This window comes from Halomonas sp. ANAO-440 (assembly GCF_019915905.1).
GTDB lineage: Bacteria > Pseudomonadota > Gammaproteobacteria > Pseudomonadales > Halomonadaceae > Halomonas > Halomonas chromatireducens.
The window spans coordinates 149,860-170,043 of the sequence record NZ_JAHXBV010000002.1 but is presented as its reverse complement, the minus strand read 5'-3'; the positions used below and the strand labels follow the sequence as shown (position 1 = coordinate 170,043).

Sequence of the window (20,184 nt, the reverse complement as noted above, 5' to 3'; positions counted from 1 at the left end):
GGCAGCGCGCATGCCCCAGGTGCCGCGACCACAAGGAGATCAGGATGGCGGATGACGTCGGTGCACGGCTGCGCGCCCTGCGCACCCTGCGCGGCATTTCCCAGCGCGAGCTGGCCAAGCGCTGCGGTGTCACCCACTCCAGCCTGTCGCTGATCGAGCAGGGCAAGGTCAGCCCATCGGTCAGCTCCCTGAAGAAGATCCTCGACGCCTTTCCCATCAGTGTCGGCGACTTCTTCACCATGGACCTGGAGAGCCGCGATCAGGTCTTCTATTCGACCGCCGAGCTTGCCGATGTGGGCACCGGCGAGGTCATCTACAAGCTGGTCGGCGCCAACCGCGCCAGCCGCGCATTGGCCTTCATGATCGAGACCTATCCCCCCGGCGCCGATACCGGCCGCGAGATGATCGCCCACCAGGGTGAAGAAGCGGGCGTCGTGCTGGAAGGCGAGATCGAGATCACCATTGGTGCGGAATCCCGTACCCTTGGCCCGGGTGAAGCCTATTACTTCGATACCAACGTGCCCCACCGCTTTCGCAACCCCGGCAAGGAATCCTGCCGCCTGGTGAGCTGCTGCACCCCCGCTCGAACCTTCTGATCCGCCTCACACTTCTTCTGCGCCGATTGCCCGCCACCGGCACCAGGCGGTCTGTCACTGTGCCTGCCTGATAATATCTATACATAAGATCGATAGTTGTACAATTATAGTATAGCTAATAGACTGCACTCCTACGCAGGGTGCTGATCAAGCACCGCTGGCCCGGGCGCCGCAGAGCGCCTCATAAAAAGAAGGAAAGACAATGAGCTCCCTGACGGCACGTTTCTCCCGGCTTGGCATTCGATCCCGACTGGTCAGCGGCTTTTCAGCCGTGCTGGTGCTGATCGTGGCCCTGACCCTCATCGGCATCAGCCAGGTAAACAGCATCGACCGCGGCCTCACCACCATCAACGACATCAATGGCGCCAAGCTGCGCCACGCCATCGACTGGCGAGGCAGCGTTCATGACCGCGCCATCCTGCTGCGCGACATGACCCTGGTTACCAGCGACGCAGACCTGGACGCCCTGCAGGCCGATTACCAGGTCCTGGCCGAAAACTACGAGCGCGCCACCGGGGGACTCAGCGATGTCATGAGCGCCGCGCCGGACAGCGTTACCGACAGGGAGCGCACATTGCTTGCCGCCATCGAAAGCCAGGCCGCCGCCACCCAGGCGCTTGCCGCCGACGTCATGGCGCAACGCCAGGACGGGAATCTGCCGGCGGCCCGCCAGCAGTTGCTCGCCGCAGCCGGCCCCGCCTTCTTCGCCTGGCTTGACGAGATCAACGGCTTCATCGACTACCAGGAAAGCAACAGCGCCGCTGACACCGCCGTGGCCCGTGACACGGCAGAAGGCTTCCAGATACTGATGCTGGGGCTCTGCCTGGCCGCGCTGCTAATCGGCGGCATCATCGCCTACCTGCTCTCCCGCCAGCTGCTCAGGGAGCTGGGCGCCGAGCCCCACGAAGTGAAGGCATTCGCCGAGGCAATCGGTCGCGGCGAGCTGACGACCGCCGGGCGACTGCGGAAGAACGACGACCACAGCATCATGGCCTCCCAGATGAACATGGCACGACAGCTTCAGGGCATCGTCGCCCAGGTACGTGCCGCAGCGGACGCCGTGGCGAGCAACAGCGAGCAGATCGCCGAAGGTAACAACGACCTTGCATCACGCACGCAGCAGCAGGCCAGCGCCCTGACCCAGACTGCCTCCGCCATGGAGGAGCTCAACGGTACCGTGTCCCAGAACTCCGCCAATGCCGAACAGGCGAGCAGCGAGGCCGAGGGCGCGTCCGTCACGGCCAGGCGCGGTGGCGCCGCCGTGCAGCAGGTCGCGGAAACCATGAACGACCTCGACCGCAGCTCCAGCGAGATCGCCAGCATCATCTCCACCATCGATAACATCGCCTTCCAGACCAACATCCTGGCCCTCAATGCCTCGGTAGAAGCCGCCCGGGCCGGCGAGCACGGTCGCGGCTTCGCCGTGGTCGCCGCCGAGGTGCGCAAGCTGGCCCAGAATAGTGCCAATGCGGCCCGCGAGATCAATGAGCTGATCACCAGCAACGTGGAACGTGTCAAGCACGGCAACGCCCGTGCCGCCGATGCCAGCCAGGCAACCGAAGAGATCATCGAAGCCATCGGCCGGGTCAGCCAGATCATGCAGGAGATCAGCCAGGCCAGCGCCGAACAGCGCACCGGCGTCCAGGAAGCCGGCAAGGCGGTCTATGAAATGGACCAGGTGACCCAGCAGAATGCCATCCTGGTAAACCAGAGCGCCTCGTCCGCCGCCAACCTGAGCCAGCATGCCCAGCAGCTGATCAACGCCATGTCGGCCTTCCACCTGCCCCAAGGCAGCGCGGCAGCAAACCGGGCGCCTTTCTCCCTGGGCGCTACCAACGCTGACTGGCGGACACTCAGTGACCCGCAGCCCTCACGGAGCCGCTCGACCAAGAGTATCGTTGGACAGCGACTGCAGCCCGAATGGGAAAATTTCTGAGAACGAGGGAGCACAGGCTCGTGCCCCCTCAAGACCCTAATGGAGAGACACCATGTTCGGATGGTTGAAACCTGACCCGAAGAAGAAACTGCAGAAAGCGTATGAGCACAAGCTGCAGCAGGCGATGGAGGCAGCCCGCAACGGCGACATGCGTGCCAATGCGACCCTGACCGAGGAAGCCGAAAGCCTGCTAGCCGAGCTCAAGCAGCATTCGTCATAGCAGCACGGCCCCCCTGCGGGAGAGCTATCGCAGCAGGGGATTCGGAGAGATAGGCTCCACATCACGCTTCCCCCGAGTCACCATGGTGGCCGGGGGACAGTTCGAGGCGGGCTCGCTCGACCAGCTCGGCGGGCAGCTCCTTCTTCACCGCCACCCCCAGCTCCTGGAACTCGGCGGTCTGCTTGATCAGGTTGGCACGGCCGTTGACCAGCTGGCCCATGGCCCTGTCGTAGCTGTCACGGGCCCCGTCCAACTTCCTCCCCACGTCCTCCATGCTCTCCAGGAACAGACGCAGCTTGTTGTAGAACTTCTCGGCACGGCTGGCCAGCTCGACGCTGTGCCGGCTCTGATCCTCGAAGCGCCACAGCTGGCGCACGATATTCAGACTGGTGAGCAGCGTGGTGGGCGTCGCCACCAGGACGTTGTTCTCGATGGCTCGCTGGAAGAGCGTTTCGTCGAACTTCAGCGCCTCCACATAGGCGGATTCCATCGGAATGAACATCACCACCACTTCCGGGGAGTTGAGCCCCGGCAGGTCGTAGTAGTGCTTGTCGGCCAGCTCGGTGATGCGATCGCCCACTGCCCGGGCATGTTCGGCCAGCGCCTGCCCCCTCGCCACTTCCCCGTCCGCGTTCACGTACCGCACATAAGCGGATAGCGACGTCTTGGCATCGATGACCAGATGCTTGCCCTGGGGCAGGTAGACGATGGCATCGGGCCGCCGCCGCCCCTCCTCGGTAGCGAAGCTGACCTCGCGCTGGTAGTCCTTGCCGGCGCGCAGGCCGGAGCCCTCCAGCACGTTCTCGAGCATCAGCTCACCCCAGTTGCCCTGCACCTTCTTCTGCCCCTGAAGCGCCCGGGTCAGGCGATCGGCCTGGTCGGTAATCTCGCGGTTGAGGCCCTGCAGATGCTTGAGTTCGGTGCGCAGGCTAGCGCGCTGCTCGGTGTCGAAGCGGTGGATGGATTCCACTTTCTCGCGAAAGCCCTTCATCTCACTCTGGATGGGTTGCAGCAAGCCGCTGATATGCTTCTGGGACAGCTCCGAGAAGGCCTTGCCCTTGCGTTCGAGTATCTCGTTGGCAAGGTTCTCGAACTCCTGCTTGAGCTGGTCGCGGCTGTCGCGCAGCAGCGTGAGCTGCTCGGCGAAGTGCTGCTGCTTCTGCTCCAGCGTGGTAGCCAGGCGCGCCTCGCTTATCTGCACCTCACCCAGCATGCGCTGCGATTCATCGAGGCGTCGCTCGCGCTCGGCAAGCCGCTCGCGCAGCTCGGCCAGGGCGGCGGCGTGCCGTTGCGCCTCGCCGCGCTGACGCCGGGCAGCGAGCAGGCCGGCCAGGCCGAAGGCGAGCAGGAATGCCAGCAGCGCCGAGAGCGCCATGGCATAGCCGACGGGAAGGGAGTCCAGCAGTGTCGTCAGATCGGTCAAGGGGGGTCTCCTGCGGGCGGTCGTCGCGCCAGTATACCCGCCGCAGCCGCCCGCTCCCTCCCCTCAGTCCCGGTGCAGCGCCATCCAGACGCTCTTGAGGCTGGAGTACTCCTCCAGGCTATGATGCGACTTGTCGCGCCCGTTGCCCGACTGCTTGACCCCGCCGAAGGGCATGGTCTGGTCGCCCCCGGCCCAGTTGTTGACGAACACCTGGCCCGACTGCAGTCGCCGGGTCACGCGCATGATGCGATCGATGTCCTGGCTCCATAGCCCCGCGGCAAGCCCGTAGGGCGTGTCGTTGGCCATGGCCACCGCCTCTTCTTCGCTGTCGAAGCCGAACACCGCCAGCACCGGGCCGAATATCTCCTCGCGGCCGATGGTCATCTGTGGCGTCACGCCATCGAAGACCGTGGGTGGAATGAAGTAGCCCGGGCCGTCGATGGCCTGGCCACCGGTACGCAGCCGCGCCCCCTCCTCCACACCCTGGCGGATATAGTCGAGGATGCGCCGGTGCTGGGTCTCGTCGACGATGGCACCCATGAAGCTCTCGGGGTCGAGCGGGTCGCCGGGCTGCATGGTCTCGGCTGCTTTCAATACACGCTCGACGAATTCCTCGCGGATCACGTTCTCCACCAGCAGCCGGGAGCCGGCGATGCACACCTCGCCCTGGTTGTGGAAGATGGCTGCGGCGGCGTGCTTAGCCACCTTGTCCAGCTCCTTGCAGTCGGCGAAGACGATATTGGGCGACTTGCCGCCGCACTCCAGGTAGACCCGCTTGAGGTTCGACTGGCCGGCATACTGCATCAGCTGCTTGCCCACCGCCGTGGAGCCGGTGAAGGCCAGGCAGTCAACTTCCATGGAGAGCGCCAGCGCCTTGCCCGCGGTATGGCCGAAGCCGGGCAGCACCTGGAACACCCCACGCGGTATCCCCGCTTCCTTGGCCAGTTGGGCCAGGCGCAGCGCCGAGAGCGGCGACTTCTCCGAAGGCTTCAGGATCACGCTATTGCCGGCGGCCAGCGCCGGGGCGATCTTCCAGGCGGTCATCATCAGCGGGAAGTTCCACGGCACGATGGCCGCCACCACGCCGATGGGCTCGCGCAGCACCAGCGCCAGGGCATCCTCGCCAGTGGGCGCCACCTCGCCGTAGAGCTTGTCGATGCACTCGGCCTGGTAGCGGATACAGGCGATGGCACCATTCATGTCGCCAAGCGAGCTCGAAACCGGCTTGCCCATGTCGAGGGTATCTATCAACGCCAGCTCATGCTTGTTGGCTTCCATCAGATCGGCCAGACGCAGCAGCACCTTCTTGCGCTTGCCCGGCGCCAGGCGGGACCACTCGCCGCCAGTGAAGGCCGCCCGGGCCGCGGTCACGGCCAGCTCGGCATCGACGGCGTCGCAGCTTGCCACCTGGGCCAGGATCTCGTTCGTCGCCGGGTTGCGCGACTCGAAGGTGTCTCCGCTCGCGGCGGCGACGAAGGCGTCGTCGATATAGGCTCGCGACTCGAAGGCGAGCCCGGCGGCCAGAGCCTGCCAGTCGGCTTGGGTACGGGGGGATTGCGAACGGCTCACGGTCGGGACTCCTCTATGAAGGGTTGTTGTTGGGCCTGTTCGTCCAGCGCCTGGCGAGCCACATCTGCCAGTGCGACGATCTCGGCGTTGATGATCACTAGTGACGGCCAGATCATCATCGTATCACCCACCGAGCACACCACCAGCAGGCCCCCGCCCCTGTCGATGATCGCGACAGGCGCTGGCGAAGCCTTCGAATAGCGCGTGGTATAGCGGATGTTCCGCTGGTCGCCATTCCGGATGCCACTGTACCGCGAGGGCAAAGGCCGGCGCTGCGGTGACCGAGACCGCTTCGACCAGGCCATCCGGTGCCCATGCCTCCGCGCGGAGTCCCTCCCCAAGACGGTCGATGCCCTGCTGATGCAGCGAGTTGACCTTCGAGCACGACTCGGGATACAGCGCTGCGAGATGGCCGCTGGAATGCAGCTCGATGCCATGTGCCGGAGCGTAGCGAGCGGCGTAGTCAGCATCAGGCTCGCGGTGATCGAGCAGGCCGGGTACATTCTGCACTGCCTGGTGCAGCGTGCCACCATACGCCACGTTGAGTTCCTGAAAGCCACGACAGATGCCCAGCAGCGGCAGGCCGCGACAAATGGCAGCAGGTATCCATGACAGCGCAGCGGCGTCGCGATGCAGATCATCCCGGGTATTTTCCGGCGCCCGCTCGGCACCGTAGCGGGAAGGTTCCACGTTGGAATAACTGCCGGTGAGCAAAAGTCCATCCAGGTGTGTGAGCAAGGCGCCATCGACGGCATCCTGCCATACCGGCAGTACTACTGGTGCCAAACCATAGTCGCGTAACGCACTCAGGTACTTGTCGGTCACCACGTGAGCGGAGTGCCCCTCCACGTCACGGCGACAGGCAATGACACCCACCAGGGGTCGGCTCTGCATCGGAAGCCTCCTTCGAATGCTCATAGGCAGGTTGGTCCACTACGGCCACCCTATCTTCGTTGAGTAATCTTGCCAAGGAGACCAGTTGAAAATCCAGATATTTCTCGGATAAAAGTAAAAATATATTTTATATACATGGAGTTATAAGGAAACAAACAAAGCGCCTCGCACGACTATATCGTAAATAATTTGACAACACTCTACAGTGACTGAAAGATTAGTCACAATGACAGCCAAACCGAACAATACAGGTGACTTAATGGCGTCGCTTACCGTCGCTCAAGCTCGTGCCTTCCTCAAGTGTCATCCTGATGTCGACAGCATCGATCTGCTGATCAGCGATCTCAACGGTGTGCTGCGAGGCAAGCGCATCCCCAGCGCCAACCTGGAAAAGGTGTGTCTCGTTGGCGTCAACCTGCCGGCTTCGGTCTTCGCCCTCGACATTAACGGCAACACCATCGAGGCCACCGGCCTGGGGCTGGCTATTGGCGACAGCGACCGCGTCTGCGTCCCTCTAGAAGGCTCGCTGATGCCGAGCCCCTGGCTGCGCAAGGGCCGACAGGCCCAACTGCTGATGACCATGATCGAAGCCGATGAAACGCCCTTCTTTGCCGATCCCCGACAGGTGCTGTCACGGGTCCTGACTCGCTTCGAGGAAGCCGGCCTGACTCCGGTGGTGGCCGTCGAGCTGGAGTTCTACCTGGTGGACCGGGCGCGCACGTCCGCTGGCGCGATACAGCCGCCCTGCTCGCCCTGCAGCGGTGAGCGCGCCACCCAGAGCCAGCTCTATTCCATCCAGGAACTCGACGAGTACGCCGACTTTCTCGAGGACATCCAGACCGCTGCCCGAACCCAGGACCTACCGCTGGATACTGCTCTCAAGGAGTGCGCACCGGGTCAGTTCGAGATCAACCTGATCCACTGTGACGATGCCCTGCGGGCCTGCGACAGCGCCGTGCTGCTCAAGCGCTTGATCAAGGGCGTGGCACTGACCCACGGGTTCGAGGCCACCTTCATGGCCAAGCCCTATGGGCTGGAAGCCGGAAACGGGACCCATGTGCATATCAGCCTGCTGGACGAGGCCGGTAACAATGTCTTCAGCGACGCCGAGGGCTCTGCACTGGGCACGTCGACGCTGCGCCACGCCACTGCCGGCCTGCTGGAGCTGATGCCGGCCTCGATGGCATTCTGCGCGCCCAACCTCAACTCCTTTCGTCGCTTTCAGCCGGGGCTCTACGTGCCCATGGCCCCCACCTGGGGATATGACAACCGATCGGTGGCGCTTCGGATTCCCTCCGGACCCAACGGCGCCCGTCGCATCGAGCACCGGGTTGCCGGTGCGGACGCCAACCCCTACCTGCTACTCGCCACCCTGCTGGCCGGCATCGAGCACGGGATCCAGCAGCGCCTGGAACCACCCGCACCGGTGACGGGAAATGCCTACGACCAGTTCCCCCCCAGCCTCACCAACAGCTGGCAACAGGCCCTCGACCTGCTGGAAACCAACGCCCCCCTGGGCGAGGCCCTCGGCCACGATTTCATCAAGGTATTCATTGCCAACCGTCGCGCCGAGCGTGCCCAGGCCATGCAGGCGGTGAGCCAGCTCGAGTACGAATGGTACCTGCGTAACGTCTAGCGAAAACAACGACGCCCCGGCATGGGGCCAGGGCGTTGTGGAACGGACGTGGTGCTGGCGGAATCAACCTTCGTTGGTGATCTGGCTCTCCCAGCGGGGCCGGCCATCCTCGATGAGGACACGGTCGCCCTGGGGCGGAGTGTCCACACGGCTGGTCTGTACCACGTCGCCATAGCGCCAGGTAACGTCATAGCCGAGGGTTTCCTGGTGCGAATCCATCACCGTATGGCACTGACGCTGCGTGGTGGTATAGGTCTGGGGCGCCTGATTGGCCTCGATGCGGCCCTGCACCTCGCGTCCCGCCAGGCCGCCGCCCACCACACCGGCAACGGTAGCCAGTGTCTTGCCGCTGCCGCCCCCGACCTGGTTGCCCAGCAGGCCACCGACGACGGCACCGGCAGCCGTACCGGCGATACGATTCGGATCGCGGCTGGGCTGCTGCGGCGCAGACTGGCTGACCACGACGTCCTCGCATACCTCGCGGGGCGTCTCGACGCTGCGCGTCACGCTCTCCGTGCCGAGTATATCGGCATACTGGGGTCCGCTCTCCTCCGGAGGCTGCTGGACCTGCCAGGCGCCGAACGCCAGACCACCCAGACCGAAAACAGCCAATGTCACGCCTACGACGGTTGATTTGTTCATCTGTCACCTCCTCTGTGGCGCACAGGCGCCTTGCCGACAAAATACAGGGGTCGGCTCCGGTCGATGTGCGGCGAATGCGATGAGGGACGGCGCATCCTGCGCCGCCAGGGGAATGAAACCCAGTATACGCTGTCGCGAAGTGTAAAGATGTGCTCACGCACCGCTTCCACAATTTCTGACCAGGCGTCAGCAAAAGGCGACAGCCATAGTGCCTAGTACCCCAACCGATCTCGCAGCGAGTAGTACCAGGCGCCAAGGGCGGAGAGGGGTACGCGCATCAGTCGCCCCCCGGGGAAAGGCAGGTGCGGCAGGCCGGCAAAGGCATCGAAGCGCTCGCTCTCCCCCCTCATGACTTCGGCAATCAAGCGTCCGGCCAGGTGCGAACAGGTCACCCCGTGGCCGGAGTAGCCCTGAGCATAGTAGACATTGCCGTTCAGCCGCCCGAACTGCGGCAGGCGACTCAGGGTCATCAGGAAATTGCCGCTCCAGGCATAATCGATATTGGCTTCGGCCAATGAGGGAAAGGTCTTCAGCAGTTTGGGGCGGATCACCGCCGCGATATCCGCCGGATCCTGGCCGCCGTAGTTGACGCCGCCACCGTAGAGCAGCCGGCCATCGGCGGTGAAGCGATAGTAGTCGAGCAGGTAATTACAGTCCTCCACCGCCATGTCGTTGGGCATCAACTCACGCCGCAACGTCTCCGGCAACGGCTCGGTGGTGATGATCTGAGTGCCACAGGGCATCGACCTGTTCTCCAGCTCCGGCAGCACCCCCTGCAGATAGGCGTTGCCGGCCATGACCACCCGCTGGGCCGTGACCGTGCCTTGAGGAGTGCGCAGCACGACCGGTTCGCCGTGCCTCACTTCCAGCACAGGGGTCTGCTCGTGGATCACCCCGCCCAGCGCTTCAAAGGCCGTCGCCTCGCCGAGCACCAGGTTGAGCGGGTGCAGGTGGCCACCGGAGTGATCCACCAGCGCTCCCACGTAGCGGTCGCTGTTCACCTCCCGCTTCAATGCCGGGCCTTCCAGCAGCTCCAGCTCATGGTGGCCGTAGCGCTCCCAGAGCGCCTTGTGCTCGACCAGCCCCTGCATCTGTTTGTCATTGCAGGCAGCGAACAGGTTGCCGTCCTTCAGGTCGCATTGAATCGCATATTGCGCTATGCGTTTGCGGATGATGCGGTTGCCCTCGAAGGCCATGTCGCCCAGCGCCCTGGCGGTCTCGCTGCCGTACTTTGCCTCGATCACGTCCATGTCACGGCTGTAGCTGTTGACGATCTGCCCGCCGTTGCGACCCGACGCGCCAAAGCCGACCCGGGCCGCCTCCAGCACCACCACCTGCACCCCCTGCTCGGCGAGGTGAAGCGCTGCGGAAATACCGGTAAACCCAGCCCCGACCACGCAGACGTCACACTCGATGTCGCCCGCAAGGGTGGGACGCGCCGGCGATGGATTGGCCGTCGCCGCATAGTAGGACGCCACATGTTCGCTGCAGGCACTGCTCGTCATCTCGATACCTCACATAAAAAAATTTATCGGCCTGCCGTCATATCCTGCAGCATCGCCTGTCGCCGCTTGGCCTCGCTGCGGCGCATGAAGTACCAGGCGAGAAAGGTGGCCAGCGATACAGCGAGTATGATCAAGGTGGCCAATGCATTGATCTTGGGCGACACCCCCATTCGCACCGAGGAGAACACCACCATGGGCAGGGTCGTGGCGCCGGGGCCGGAAACGAAGCTGGCGATCACCAGGTCGTCCAGCGACAGGGTGAAGGCCAGCAACCAGCCGGCTGCCAGCGCCGGCGAGATCACCGGCAGCGTGATGTGAAAGAAGGTTTTCACCGGCCCCGCGCCAAGATCCATGGCCGCCTCCTCGATGGAAAGGTCCACCTCGCGCAGCCTGGACGCCACCACCACCGCCACGTAGGCGCTGCAGAAGGTGGTGTGGGCGATCCAGATGGTGACCATGCCACGGTCTGCCGGCCAGCCGATCATCTGCGCCATGTGAACGAAGAGCAGCAACAGCGACAGCCCGGTGATCACCTCGGGCATGACCAGCGGCGCGGTCACCATGCTGGAGAGCACCGTCTTGCCCCGAAAGCGCGAGAAGCGCGTCATCACGAAGGCCGCCAGGGTACCCAGGCACACCGCCATGGAAGCCGAGAAGAAGGCGATGCGCAGGCTGGTCCATACGGCCGCCAGGATCTGCCGGTCGCGAAACAGTTCGATGTACCAGCGCCCGGAGAATCCGGCCCATACCGTCACCAGCCGCGACGAGTTGAAGGAGTAGATCACCAGGATGACCATCGGCAGGTAGAGGAACAGCAGGCCGACAATCAGCATCACCGTGGTGAAGGATGGCTTACGCATGGCTCACTCCTCCAGCTCTCGGGATTGATACCGGTGAAAGAGCGCGATGGGTATGATCAGGATCGCCAGCATCACCATGGCCAGCGCCGAGGCCACCGGCCAGTCGCGATTGTGGAAGAACTCCTCCCATAGCACCTTGCCGATCATCACGGTGTTGGGGCCGCCCAGCAGCTCGGGTATCACGTACTCCCCCACCGCCGGGATGAAGACCAGCATCGAGCCGGCGATGATACCGCCCTTGGAAAGCGGCAGGGTCACCTTGAAGAAGGTGTTCAATTTGCGCGAACCGAGATCCGATGCCGCTTCGAGCAGGGAGCCATCGAGACGGGTGAGGTTGGCGTATAGCGGCAGCACCATGAACGGAAGGTAGGCATAGACGATGCCCAGGATCACCGCGAAATTGGTGTTCAGCATGCGAATCGGTGAGTCGATCCAGCCTAGCCAGATCAACAGATTGTTGATCAAGCCGTTATTGCTGAGGATACCCATCCAGGCGTAGACCCGAATCAGGAAAGAGGTCCAGGAGGGCAGCATCACCAGCAGCAGCAGTATCAGCTGCCAGCGCATGGGGGCCCGCGCCATGGCATAGGCCATGGGGTAACCCAGCAGCAGGCAAAGCACCGTGGCCAGCAGGGCGATCTTCACCGATCCCCAATAGGCCGCGATATAGAGCGTATCCGTGGTGAGGAAAAGGTAGTTGCTGAAGGTGAGAACGATGTTCAGCGTCTCATGACCGTAGTCGAGTATCGCGCTGTACGGAGGCACCGAAATCGCCGCCTCCGAGAGGCTGATCTTCAACACGATGCCAAAGGGCAGCAGGAAGAACAGCGTCAACCATAGCAACGGCACGGCGATGACCCAGCCACGACGGGGCTTGAACAGCCGTCGCAGGCGAATCAGGTTGTCTGACATGGAAATCTCCCCATGGCATGGCCTTGTCGCAACAAGGCCCGTCAATAAGACGCCGACTCAGTCGTGGAGGATCACGGCACTCAGCTCATCCCAATGGATATAGACCGGCTCGTCCCACTTCGGCCGGTCGCCGCGGCGCTCGGTATTGGTCATGCTGGCCTTGACCAGGTGCCCCCCTTCGGTACGCACGAAGTACACCGAAAACCCACCCAGGTAGGCGATGTCCTCCACGGTACCGGCGGCCCAGTTGTAGTCGCCGGCGGGACGCTCACGGGTCAACCAGGTCTTCTCAGGGCGAATCGCCACCCAGACACCACGCTCGTCGGCCTGGGTGCTCACGCCATGGCCGATGCGGATCTGTCGACCCAGTTCCGGGCTGTCGATGATGCAATGATCGGCCTCGTCGGCAACGATTTCGCCGGCGAAGAGGTTCACCGTACCCACGAATTCCGCCACCATGCGGCTCGCCGGGCTCTCGTAGACGTCCATGGGGGTGCCCACCTGGGCGATCCAGCCGTCTGACATGATCGCCACCCGGTCGGCCATGGTCATGGCCTCTTCCTGGTCGTGGGTCACCATGATGCAGGTGACGCCAACGCGCTCCAGTATCTGGACCACTTCCAGCTGCATCTCGGTGCGCAGTTTCTTGTCCAGCGCTCCCATGGGCTCGTCGAGCAGCAACAGCTTGGGTCGCTTGGCCAGCGAGCGAGCCAGTGCCACACGCTGACGCTGGCCACCCGAGAGCTGATGCGGCTTGCGCCGGGCGAACGCCTCCATGTGTACCAGCTTGAGCATTTCCGCCACGCGCTGGGCGATGTCGTCCTTCTTGAGCCGATCCTGCTTCAGGCCGAAAGCGATATTCTGCTCCACGCTCATATGCGGGAACAGGGCATAGGATTGGAACATCATGTTGATCGGCCGCTCATAGGGCGGCATGGTCGAGATGTCTTCGCCATCCAGGATGATCGCGCCTTCACTGGGCTTCTCGAAGCCGGCCAGCATGCGCAGCAGGGTCGACTTGCCCGAGCCCGAGCCACCCAGCAGGGCGAATATCTCCCCCCGTCGAATGGAGAGGGAGACGTCGTCCACCGCCAGGGCGCCATCGAAGCGCTTGCTGACCCGGCGGATCTCCATCAGCGCCTCCCCATGCGCCGACCGCGGCTTGCCAGAGACGGAAGGAGCCGGTGGCGGCTGTTCGGCGGGTCGTGCTTCAGCAGTGCCGGAAGGCATCGAATCGGAAGACACAGGCTCGACACGTCGAGCCCGGCCCGTGGCGCGCGGCTGGGGTTGCGACATTGCAGCGTCTCCTGGCAGCCAATCGGAGGTAGCCGGCCCGGGCGGGCCGGCGTATCGGCATCAGATACCCGACTTCACTCTGTTCCAGGTACGGGTACGGACACGCTGAACGGCCAGGGGCTTCTCTTCCGCCACATAAAGGTTATCCATCACCTCCTGGTCGGGATAGATGGAGGTATCGTTGAGAATATCCGGATCGAGGAATTCGTTGGCGGCCACGTTGGGGTTGGCATAGACGACGTACTCGGTGATCGCCGCCGCCACCTCGGGCTCGAGGATGAAATTGATGAAGGCGTGGGCGTTGTCGGGGTTCGGTGCGTCGGCGGGAATCGCCATCATGTCGAACCACAGCGCCGCGCCCTCCTTGGGGATCGAGTAGGCGATGGTGAAGTCCCGGCCGGCTTCCTCGGCGCGATCGGCGGCCTGGAAGATGTCGCCGGAGTAGCCGGCCGCCACGCAGATATCGCCGTTGGCCAGGTCCGAGATATAGCGCGAGGAGTGGAAGTAGGTGATGTTGTCACGCACGGCGGCGATAAGATCGCCCGCCGCCTCGAGGTCCGCGGTCTCCTCGGAGAGCGGGGAGAGCCCCAGGTAGGCCATGGCCGGTGAGAGCATCTCGTCCCCCGAGTCGAGCATGGAAATGCCGCAGCCCCCCTCCTTCAGCGCGGTGGTGACCTCCGGATCGAAGATCAGCGCCCAGGAATCCACCGGGGCGTCCTCGCCGAGAATCTCGGTAACACGTTCAACGTTGTAGCCGATGCCGTTGGTACCCCACATATAGGGTATGGAGTGTCGGCTGCCCGGGTCGATGAACTCCAGGTCGTCCATCAGCTCGGGGTTGAGGTTGGCCATGTTGGGCAGCTTGTCATGATCCAGCTCCTGGTAGACCCCGGCACTGACCTGGCGCGTCAGATAATGATTGGACGGCACCACCACGTCATAGCCGGAGCGACCCGAGAGCATGGCGGCATCGAGCACCTCGTTGCTGTCGTAGACATCGTAGATCACCCGAATGCCGGTCTGCTCGGTGAACTTCTCGAGGGTATCGGGGGCGATATAGTCCGACCAGTTGTAGACCCGCACCTCGTTGGCCAGGGCAGCACCGCTCAGCAGCGCCAGGGAGGCCGCCGCCACGGCCAGGGAAAGCTTGCTTTGTCGGGACATCATGACACCTCTTTGCTGTTGTTATTCACATGGTTTCGTTGATAACCGGCATCCTTTCGCCGGGACCGTCCAGCACGCCACTGCGCTTCCCTTGCGAGCCTGGCAACAGGCTGAGGGCAACCAGCCGGCGCGGTGACGTGCTCTTCCCCTCTCTCTTGCTGGTGGCCCTTGCGGCTCGGCAGCTTCAGACGCTGAGCAGCAGGAACTCTCTTTCCCAGGAACTGATTACCTGCTTGAAATTCTCGTTCTCGACTCGCTTTACCGCCACATAGCCGGTCACGAAGCGGTGGCCCATGTAGCGCTCCAGTTCTGCACAGTGCTCCATCCGCTCCAGCGCCTGCTCCAGGGTGAAAGGCAAGCGCATGTTGCGACGCTCGAATGCCCGCCCCTGCACCGGCGCCGACGGGTTCAGCCCCTGCTCCATGCCGAGATAACCGCACAGCAGGCTGGCGGCAATGGCAAGGTAGGCATTGGCGTCGGCCCCGGGAAGCCGGTTCTCGATGCGCCGGTTCTGTGGCGTGGAGTCGGGGACGCGCAGCCCGCAGGTGCGGTTCTCTTCCCCCCACTCGACGTTGACCGGTGCCGAGGTGTCCGGCAGAAAGCGGCGAAAGGAGTTGACGTTGGGCGCCATCAGCGGCAACGCCTCGGGGATGAAGCGCTGAAGCCCGCCGATATGATGCAAGAAGAGCTGGCTCATGGAGCCGTCGTCGTTGGCAAAGATGCTACGACCCGTGGTGGCATCGAGCACGCTCTGGTGGATATGCATGGCGCTGCCCGGCTCATTGGTGATCGGCTTGGCCATGAAAGTGGCAGCCACGTCATGCTTGAGGGCCGCTTCTCGCAGCGTGCGCTTGAAGAGGAATATCTGGTCCGCCAGCATCAACGGATCGCCGTGGCGGAAGTTGATCTCCATCTGAGCGGTACCCTCTTCATGAATCAGGGTATCGATATCCAGGCCCTGGGCCTCGCACCAGTCGTACATATCCTCGAACAGCGGATCGAACTCGTTGGCCGCATCGATGGAAAAGGATTGCCGGCCGGTCTCCTGCCGCCCGCTGCGACCGATCGGCGGCTGAAGAGGAAGATCCGGGTCCTCGCATCGCTTGGTGAGATAGAACTCCATTTCCGGCGCCACCACCGGCTTCCAACCCCTCTCGGCATAGAGGGCAAGCACTCGTTTCAGCTGGTTGCGACAGGAGAGTTCGATGGGGTTGCCCATCTTGTCATAGCAGTCGTGTATCACCTGGGCCGTGGGCTCCAGCGCCCAGGGAACAGGATAGACGGCCGAGATGTCCGGCTTGCACACCATGTCGATATCGGCAGGATCAAGCAGTGAATAGTAGAGGTCATCCTCCACATAGTCGCCGGTCACGGTCTGAAGCAGAACGCTTTCGGGCAAACGCATGCCTTTCTCGGCCATGAACTTCGAAACGGGGGTGATCTTGCCTCGGGCAATCCCGGTGATATCGCTGACCAGGCACTCCACCTCGGTGATGCGCCGTTCCTTGAGCCAGCTCTCTAGATCTTTCATGAAAACCTCATTGTCGCCCCGTTTCGGGCTGATGGTTATAGACGATCGCGCAGTTTGTAGAAGGTAGTCGCCAGCACCAGCAGCGGCGTGCGGAGCCTGTTGCCACCAGGAAAGCGCCGGTGGGGCATGGCAGCGAAAAGATCGAACCGCTCGCTCTGATCGGCAATGGCATCGCTCATCAATTGGCCGGCGAGCCCCGCCAGGGCCATGCCGTGGCCGGAATAGCCCTGGGCGTAGTAGAGGTTATGGCCGATGCGGCCAAAATCCGGCGCCCGATTCAGGGTTATGGCCACGTCGCCCCCCCAACGATAGTCAATCGGTACACCCTCCAGTACGGGAAACAGGCGGGCAATCTTGGTGTCCATTCGCTGGCGCAAGCCACGCGGCTCACGGCCATCGTAGCTCACCTCGCCGCCATAGATCAGCCGCCGATCGGCAGAGAGCCGATAGTAATCGAGCACGAAGTTGGCATCGGCCAAGGCATCGTTGCGTGGCAGTACCGAAGCGACCTGCGCTTCGCTCAAGGGGGAGGTCGCCACCATGTAGTTGGCGGCGCGCATCATTCGCCCCTCCAGTTCCGGCACCAGCCCGCCCAGATACGCATTGCCGGCCACCACCACGAAGTCAGCGGTGACGCTGCCACCATCAGTTTCTATCTTAGCCTTCTGGCCACGTTGGATGCTCAGCACCCTACTGTTTTCGTGAATCGTTACCCCGGCACGCTGTGCAGCACGTGCCAGCCCCAGCGTGTAGTTCAACGGATGCAAATGCCCGCCCTCGCCCTCGTACAGAGCGCCGGGGTAGGCATCGGTCACCACCCGCTCAAGCAATGCCGGACCCTCGAGCCAGGCCATGTCGGTGTAGTCGTAATCCCGAGCCATGCGCTCCTGAAACGCCTGTAGCTCGCGCACGTGGCGCGGCTTGACAGCGGCGTGCAGAAAGCCCCAGGCCAGGTCGCAGGGAATGGCATGACGCTCAACCAGCCCGGCCGTGAGTCGAACCGCTTCACGGCTCATATCCCAGATGGCACGGGCCCTTTCACGGCCCAGCGCATGCTCCACAGTGGCAATGTCGGTCCCCAGGCCAGGCAGGATCTGGCCACCACTGCGCCCGGAGGCGCCAAAGCCGACCTCCCGAGCTTCCAGAAGATGCACCGAATAGCCCCGCTCAGCCAGGTGCAAGGCCGCCGAGCAGCCGGTTACCCCACCGCCGATCACACAGACATCGGCCCGCTGGTCGCCTTCCAGCGGCGGACAGGCCTCCAGGACTACCGCCACCGTATCGCGGTAATAGGATGCCGGGATGTCGAGCGTTGTGGCAGCAGCCATGAAACCTGTCCTTGCACTGATGTGGCCGGGAACAGCCGGCATGATGAGCGATGATTGGCTTATGGTTGAGCCGCCTTGGCGTCCAGACCATGCGTCTAGTCTGGCACCAAACCCGCAGACCCTGTCAAGTATTCAATAACGAACAACGTCAACACACAATCACCATCACTTGCTTGTACGGCATAATAATCGCCTTTTATAGAGCATATAGAGCATGAAGCGCCGTGACCTCAGGAGAAACCGGAGGAGGATGCCTGTCAAGAAATCACCATCAATCGGACACCCCGGCCCTAGCAGCCAGGCGTGGGTCCGGTGTGGCGAAGGCTCGCTAGCCATGACGAGCCACGGAGGCGAGAAAGACATCAAGAACGCGATGAGGACGGCGGTCCCGGCGGGTAATCGTGACCAGAGGTATGGAATAGGTGCAGGTCTCGGGAAAGAGTACACGCAAGCGCCCCGCCGCAATCCAGGGTGCAGCCAGGTGATCAGGCAGGTAGCCGATATAGCAACCGGTCAGGATGAGGAAGACCGCGCCCTCGCGATCGGAGGCCATGGCGGTACCATTAAGTCTGGCATGGGCCTGGCGGGCCGCTTCGGGCAGCGGATAAGCGGGAAGCACCGCCTCATGGCGTTCCAGCACCGCTTCATCCGTCGATTCTTCCGACAGGCCGAAGAGTGGATGACGGTCGGCGCAGTACAGCCGCAACGTTTCCTCATAAAGCGGGCGCGCATCGACGCTGGTCGGCAGGTTGACCTCGGGAACGACACCTACATGCAGGCGGGCATCCAGCACGCCTTGGGCGATACGATCCGGCGCTTCCATGTGGATGTTGATACGCACATTCGGCCCCTGTGCCTTGAGATCGGCCAGGGCATCGGTCACATGCATCCGGGGCATGCTGACCAGGTTGTCGGTCAGGCCGATGTTGAGCTCGCCCCGCAGGTTGCGATGCAGGCCGTTTACCTCAGTACGGAAGGTTTCCAGTGCCGACAGCAGCGTCAGGGTCGCCTCGAAGACCTGTCGCCCCTCCTCGGTCAACGCGAAGCCGCCGCGCCCCCGCTGGCACAGCTTCAGCCCCAGGCGTTTCTCGAGATCGCTCATGTGCTGGCTGATGGCCGGCCGGCTGATGCCGAGGGCGGTCTCTGCTGCGGAAAAGCCGCCACACTCCACCACGGACTTGAAGACACGAATCAGGCGGATATCGAAATCACTGACCTGCCCCAGCTTCAGCCCCGATCGGTCGACCATGTTCGAGTCCTCAGCGCGGGGCGCATACCGGACAGGCGGGGTCCCGCGGCACCTGGAAATGGCGCCACTGGCCGCTCATGCCGTCGAAAGTGGAGAGCCCGCGATGTGGCGTGCCCGCACCACTGAGCAGCTTGACCGCCTCCAGCGCCTGAAAGCAGCCGATCAGCCCCACCAGCGGCGCCACGACGCCATTCTCGGCGCAGCGCAGCGCCTCGTCGTCGCCCTCTTCAGGGGGATAGAGGCAGGCATAGCAGGGGCTTTCCGGGTCACGGGGGTCGAACACGGCCAGTTGGCCGGAGAAGCGGATCGCTGCACCGGATACCAGTGGCTTGCCCGCCTTGCGACTGGCGGCGTTGATGGCATAGCGGCTGGAAAAGCGGTCGGTACAGTCGAGCACCAGATCCACCGCGGCCACGGCATCATCCATGGCCGCCCCCACCAGATGCTGCGTCACCACCGAGATATTGCAGCCGGGATTGAGCGCCAACGCCGACTCGCGTGCCGACTCGGCCTTGTTGCGCTCGAGGTCGGTCATGCCATGAGCGATCTGGCGCTGCAGGTTGGAGAGTTCAACGCTGTCGGCATCGGCCAGGGTGAGATGCCCCACCCCGGCAGCGGCAAGATAGAGTGCCACCGGCGAACCCAGGCCACCGGCACCCACCACCAGCACCCGGGACGACAACAGCCGCTCCTGGCCATCGATATCGATCGACTCCAGCATGATCTGGCGGCTGTATCGCAGCAGTTGGCCATCATCCATTGCCATCACTTGCCTTCCAGCTCCTCGATGTCGGGCACATAGAGGGAGAACTCCTCCTTGACCTCTTCCATCACCACATAACTCTTGGACTCCTTGACCCCCGGCAGGGTCAACACCACATCGCCCAACAACTGGCGATAGGCTGCCATTTCCGGAATCCGGCACTTGAGGATATAGTCGAACTGCCCCGATACCAGATGGCACTCCTGGATCTGGGGCAACCTCGACACCGCCCGACGGAACTCGTCGAATACCGCTGGAGACTGGGTCTCAAGGCTGATCTCGACGAACACCAGCAGATTGGCCTTGAGGGCCCTGGGATCAAGCACGGCCTTGTAGCCGCGGATAACCCCGGACTTCTCCAGCCGTTTGACGCGCTCCAGGCACGGCGTGGTGGACAGCCCCACCTGGGCGGCAAGGTCAACATAGGAAATGCGGGCATTTTCCTGCAGGCAGCGCAGGATGTTGAGGTCGATACGGTCGAGCGAGCGGGTTTTGGCTTTCATTATCGTATTTGGCAAACCGGATCAGGATGAATGGAGATTGTCGTCATGCCGGTGGATCCACCCACGAATCAACGGTTATGAAGTGCGCTGGGGGTGTAGAGGCATGGAATCATGACCACAATCGGAAAGATTTCCTGAACAGGTGTACCACAGCACG

Annotated in this window: 19 protein-coding genes; 4 read left to right on the top strand and 15 right to left on the bottom strand. The window is 63.1% G+C overall.

Going from position 1 to position 20,184, the window contains the following annotated elements; genetic code table 11:
- The first annotated feature begins 44 nt into the window (after positions 1 to 44).
- The 3 genes from KZO25_RS01785 (at position 45) to KZO25_RS01775 (ending at position 2,752) form a co-directional block, all read left to right on the top strand.
- Positions 45 to 596, top strand: a complete 552-nt coding sequence (locus KZO25_RS01785) for a cupin domain-containing protein (RefSeq protein WP_223135641.1) — start codon at positions 45 to 47, stop codon at positions 594 to 596.
- Positions 597 to 798: 202 nt separating this feature from the next.
- A complete protein-coding gene (locus tag KZO25_RS01780; protein WP_066449794.1) occupies positions 799 to 2,532 on the top strand; it encodes a methyl-accepting chemotaxis protein in 1,734 nt (577 codons plus the stop codon).
- A 52-nt stretch (positions 2,533 to 2,584) separates the two neighbouring features.
- Positions 2,585 to 2,752, top strand: a complete 168-nt coding sequence (locus KZO25_RS01775) for a DUF6435 family protein (protein WP_144439663.1) — start codon at positions 2,585 to 2,587, stop codon at positions 2,750 to 2,752.
- Positions 2,753 to 2,813: 61 nt separating this feature from the next.
- Here the strand turns inward: KZO25_RS01775 and KZO25_RS01770 are convergent, their stop codons facing one another.
- The 4 genes from KZO25_RS01770 to KZO25_RS01760 all read right to left on the bottom strand — a co-directional run bounded on the left by KZO25_RS01770 (position 2,814) and on the right by KZO25_RS01760 (position 6,638).
- Positions 2,814 to 4,175, bottom strand: coding sequence for a DNA recombination protein RmuC (locus KZO25_RS01770; RefSeq protein WP_223135640.1), 1,362 nt, complete (start codon positions 4,173 to 4,175; stop codon positions 2,814 to 2,816).
- Between the two features lie 63 nt (positions 4,176 to 4,238).
- Positions 4,239 to 5,744 carry an aldehyde dehydrogenase gene (locus tag KZO25_RS01765; RefSeq protein WP_223135639.1) on the bottom strand — a complete coding sequence of 502 codons (1,506 nt, stop codon included), beginning with the start codon at positions 5,742 to 5,744 and terminating at the stop codon, positions 4,239 to 4,241.
- Positions 5,741 to 5,863: a hypothetical protein gene (locus KZO25_RS19895; protein WP_256379978.1), complete on the bottom strand. Its 123-nt coding sequence runs from the start codon at positions 5,861 to 5,863 to the stop codon at positions 5,741 to 5,743. The genes KZO25_RS01765 and KZO25_RS19895 overlap by 4 nt, the downstream gene beginning before the upstream one ends.
- A 4-nt stretch (positions 5,864 to 5,867) precedes the next feature.
- Entirely contained in the window at positions 5,868 to 6,638 is a 771-nt protein-coding gene (locus KZO25_RS01760) for a gamma-glutamyl-gamma-aminobutyrate hydrolase family protein (protein ID WP_223135638.1), read from the bottom strand.
- Between the two features lie 259 nt (positions 6,639 to 6,897).
- Between KZO25_RS01760 and KZO25_RS01755 the strand changes: the two genes are divergently transcribed.
- On the top strand, positions 6,898 to 8,274 hold the full coding sequence (locus tag KZO25_RS01755) for a glutamine synthetase family protein (protein ID WP_223135637.1): 1,377 nt from the start codon (positions 6,898 to 6,900) through the stop codon (positions 8,272 to 8,274).
- Positions 8,275 to 8,337: 63 nt separating this feature from the next.
- On the opposite strand, the gene KZO25_RS01750 is transcribed toward KZO25_RS01755, so the two are convergent.
- The 11 genes from KZO25_RS01750 to KZO25_RS01700 all read right to left on the bottom strand — a co-directional run bounded on the left by KZO25_RS01750 (position 8,338) and on the right by KZO25_RS01700 (position 20,027).
- Complete coding sequence (locus KZO25_RS01750) at positions 8,338 to 8,916, bottom strand: glycine zipper 2TM domain-containing protein (RefSeq protein ID WP_066449806.1); 579 nt, start codon at positions 8,914 to 8,916, stop codon at positions 8,338 to 8,340.
- Positions 8,917 to 9,128: 212 nt separating this feature from the next.
- Positions 9,129 to 10,421: an NAD(P)/FAD-dependent oxidoreductase gene (locus tag KZO25_RS01745; RefSeq protein ID WP_223135636.1), complete on the bottom strand. Its 1,293-nt coding sequence runs from the start codon at positions 10,419 to 10,421 to the stop codon at positions 9,129 to 9,131.
- A gap of 23 nt (positions 10,422 to 10,444) precedes the next feature.
- Positions 10,445 to 11,281 carry an ABC transporter permease subunit gene (locus KZO25_RS01740; protein WP_066449813.1) on the bottom strand — a complete coding sequence of 279 codons (837 nt, stop codon included), beginning with the start codon at positions 11,279 to 11,281 and terminating at the stop codon, positions 10,445 to 10,447.
- Between the two features lie 3 nt (positions 11,282 to 11,284).
- The gene (locus KZO25_RS01735; protein ID WP_223135635.1) at positions 11,285 to 12,193 is read right to left on the bottom strand and encodes an ABC transporter permease subunit; all 909 of its coding nucleotides are present in this window, start codon (positions 12,191 to 12,193) and stop codon (positions 11,285 to 11,287) included.
- Between the two features lie 57 nt (positions 12,194 to 12,250).
- Positions 12,251 to 13,327: a polyamine ABC transporter ATP-binding protein gene (potA, locus tag KZO25_RS01730; protein WP_262488813.1), complete on the bottom strand. Its 1,077-nt coding sequence runs from the start codon at positions 13,325 to 13,327 to the stop codon at positions 12,251 to 12,253.
- Between the two features lie 222 nt (positions 13,328 to 13,549).
- Entirely contained in the window at positions 13,550 to 14,653 is a 1,104-nt protein-coding gene (locus tag KZO25_RS01725) for a polyamine ABC transporter substrate-binding protein (protein WP_316935411.1), read from the bottom strand.
- Between the two features lie 184 nt (positions 14,654 to 14,837).
- Entirely contained in the window at positions 14,838 to 16,184 is a 1,347-nt protein-coding gene (locus tag KZO25_RS01720) for a glutamine synthetase family protein (RefSeq protein WP_223135633.1), read from the bottom strand.
- Positions 16,185 to 16,219: 35 nt separating this feature from the next.
- Positions 16,220 to 17,512 (bottom strand): NAD(P)/FAD-dependent oxidoreductase, encoded by a 1,293-nt coding sequence (locus KZO25_RS01715; protein ID WP_223135632.1) that lies wholly within the window; start codon positions 17,510 to 17,512, stop codon positions 16,220 to 16,222.
- A 328-nt stretch (positions 17,513 to 17,840) separates the two neighbouring features.
- Positions 17,841 to 18,761, bottom strand: a complete 921-nt coding sequence (locus KZO25_RS01710; RefSeq protein WP_223135631.1) for a LysR family transcriptional regulator — start codon at positions 18,759 to 18,761, stop codon at positions 17,841 to 17,843.
- A gap of 10 nt (positions 18,762 to 18,771) precedes the next feature.
- Positions 18,772 to 19,521: a HesA/MoeB/ThiF family protein gene (locus tag KZO25_RS01705; protein WP_223135817.1), complete on the bottom strand. Its 750-nt coding sequence runs from the start codon at positions 19,519 to 19,521 to the stop codon at positions 18,772 to 18,774.
- Positions 19,522 to 19,526: 5 nt separating this feature from the next.
- Complete coding sequence (locus tag KZO25_RS01700) at positions 19,527 to 20,027, bottom strand: Lrp/AsnC ligand binding domain-containing protein (protein WP_223135630.1); 501 nt, start codon at positions 20,025 to 20,027, stop codon at positions 19,527 to 19,529.
- Positions 20,028 to 20,184 lie beyond the last annotated feature (157 nt).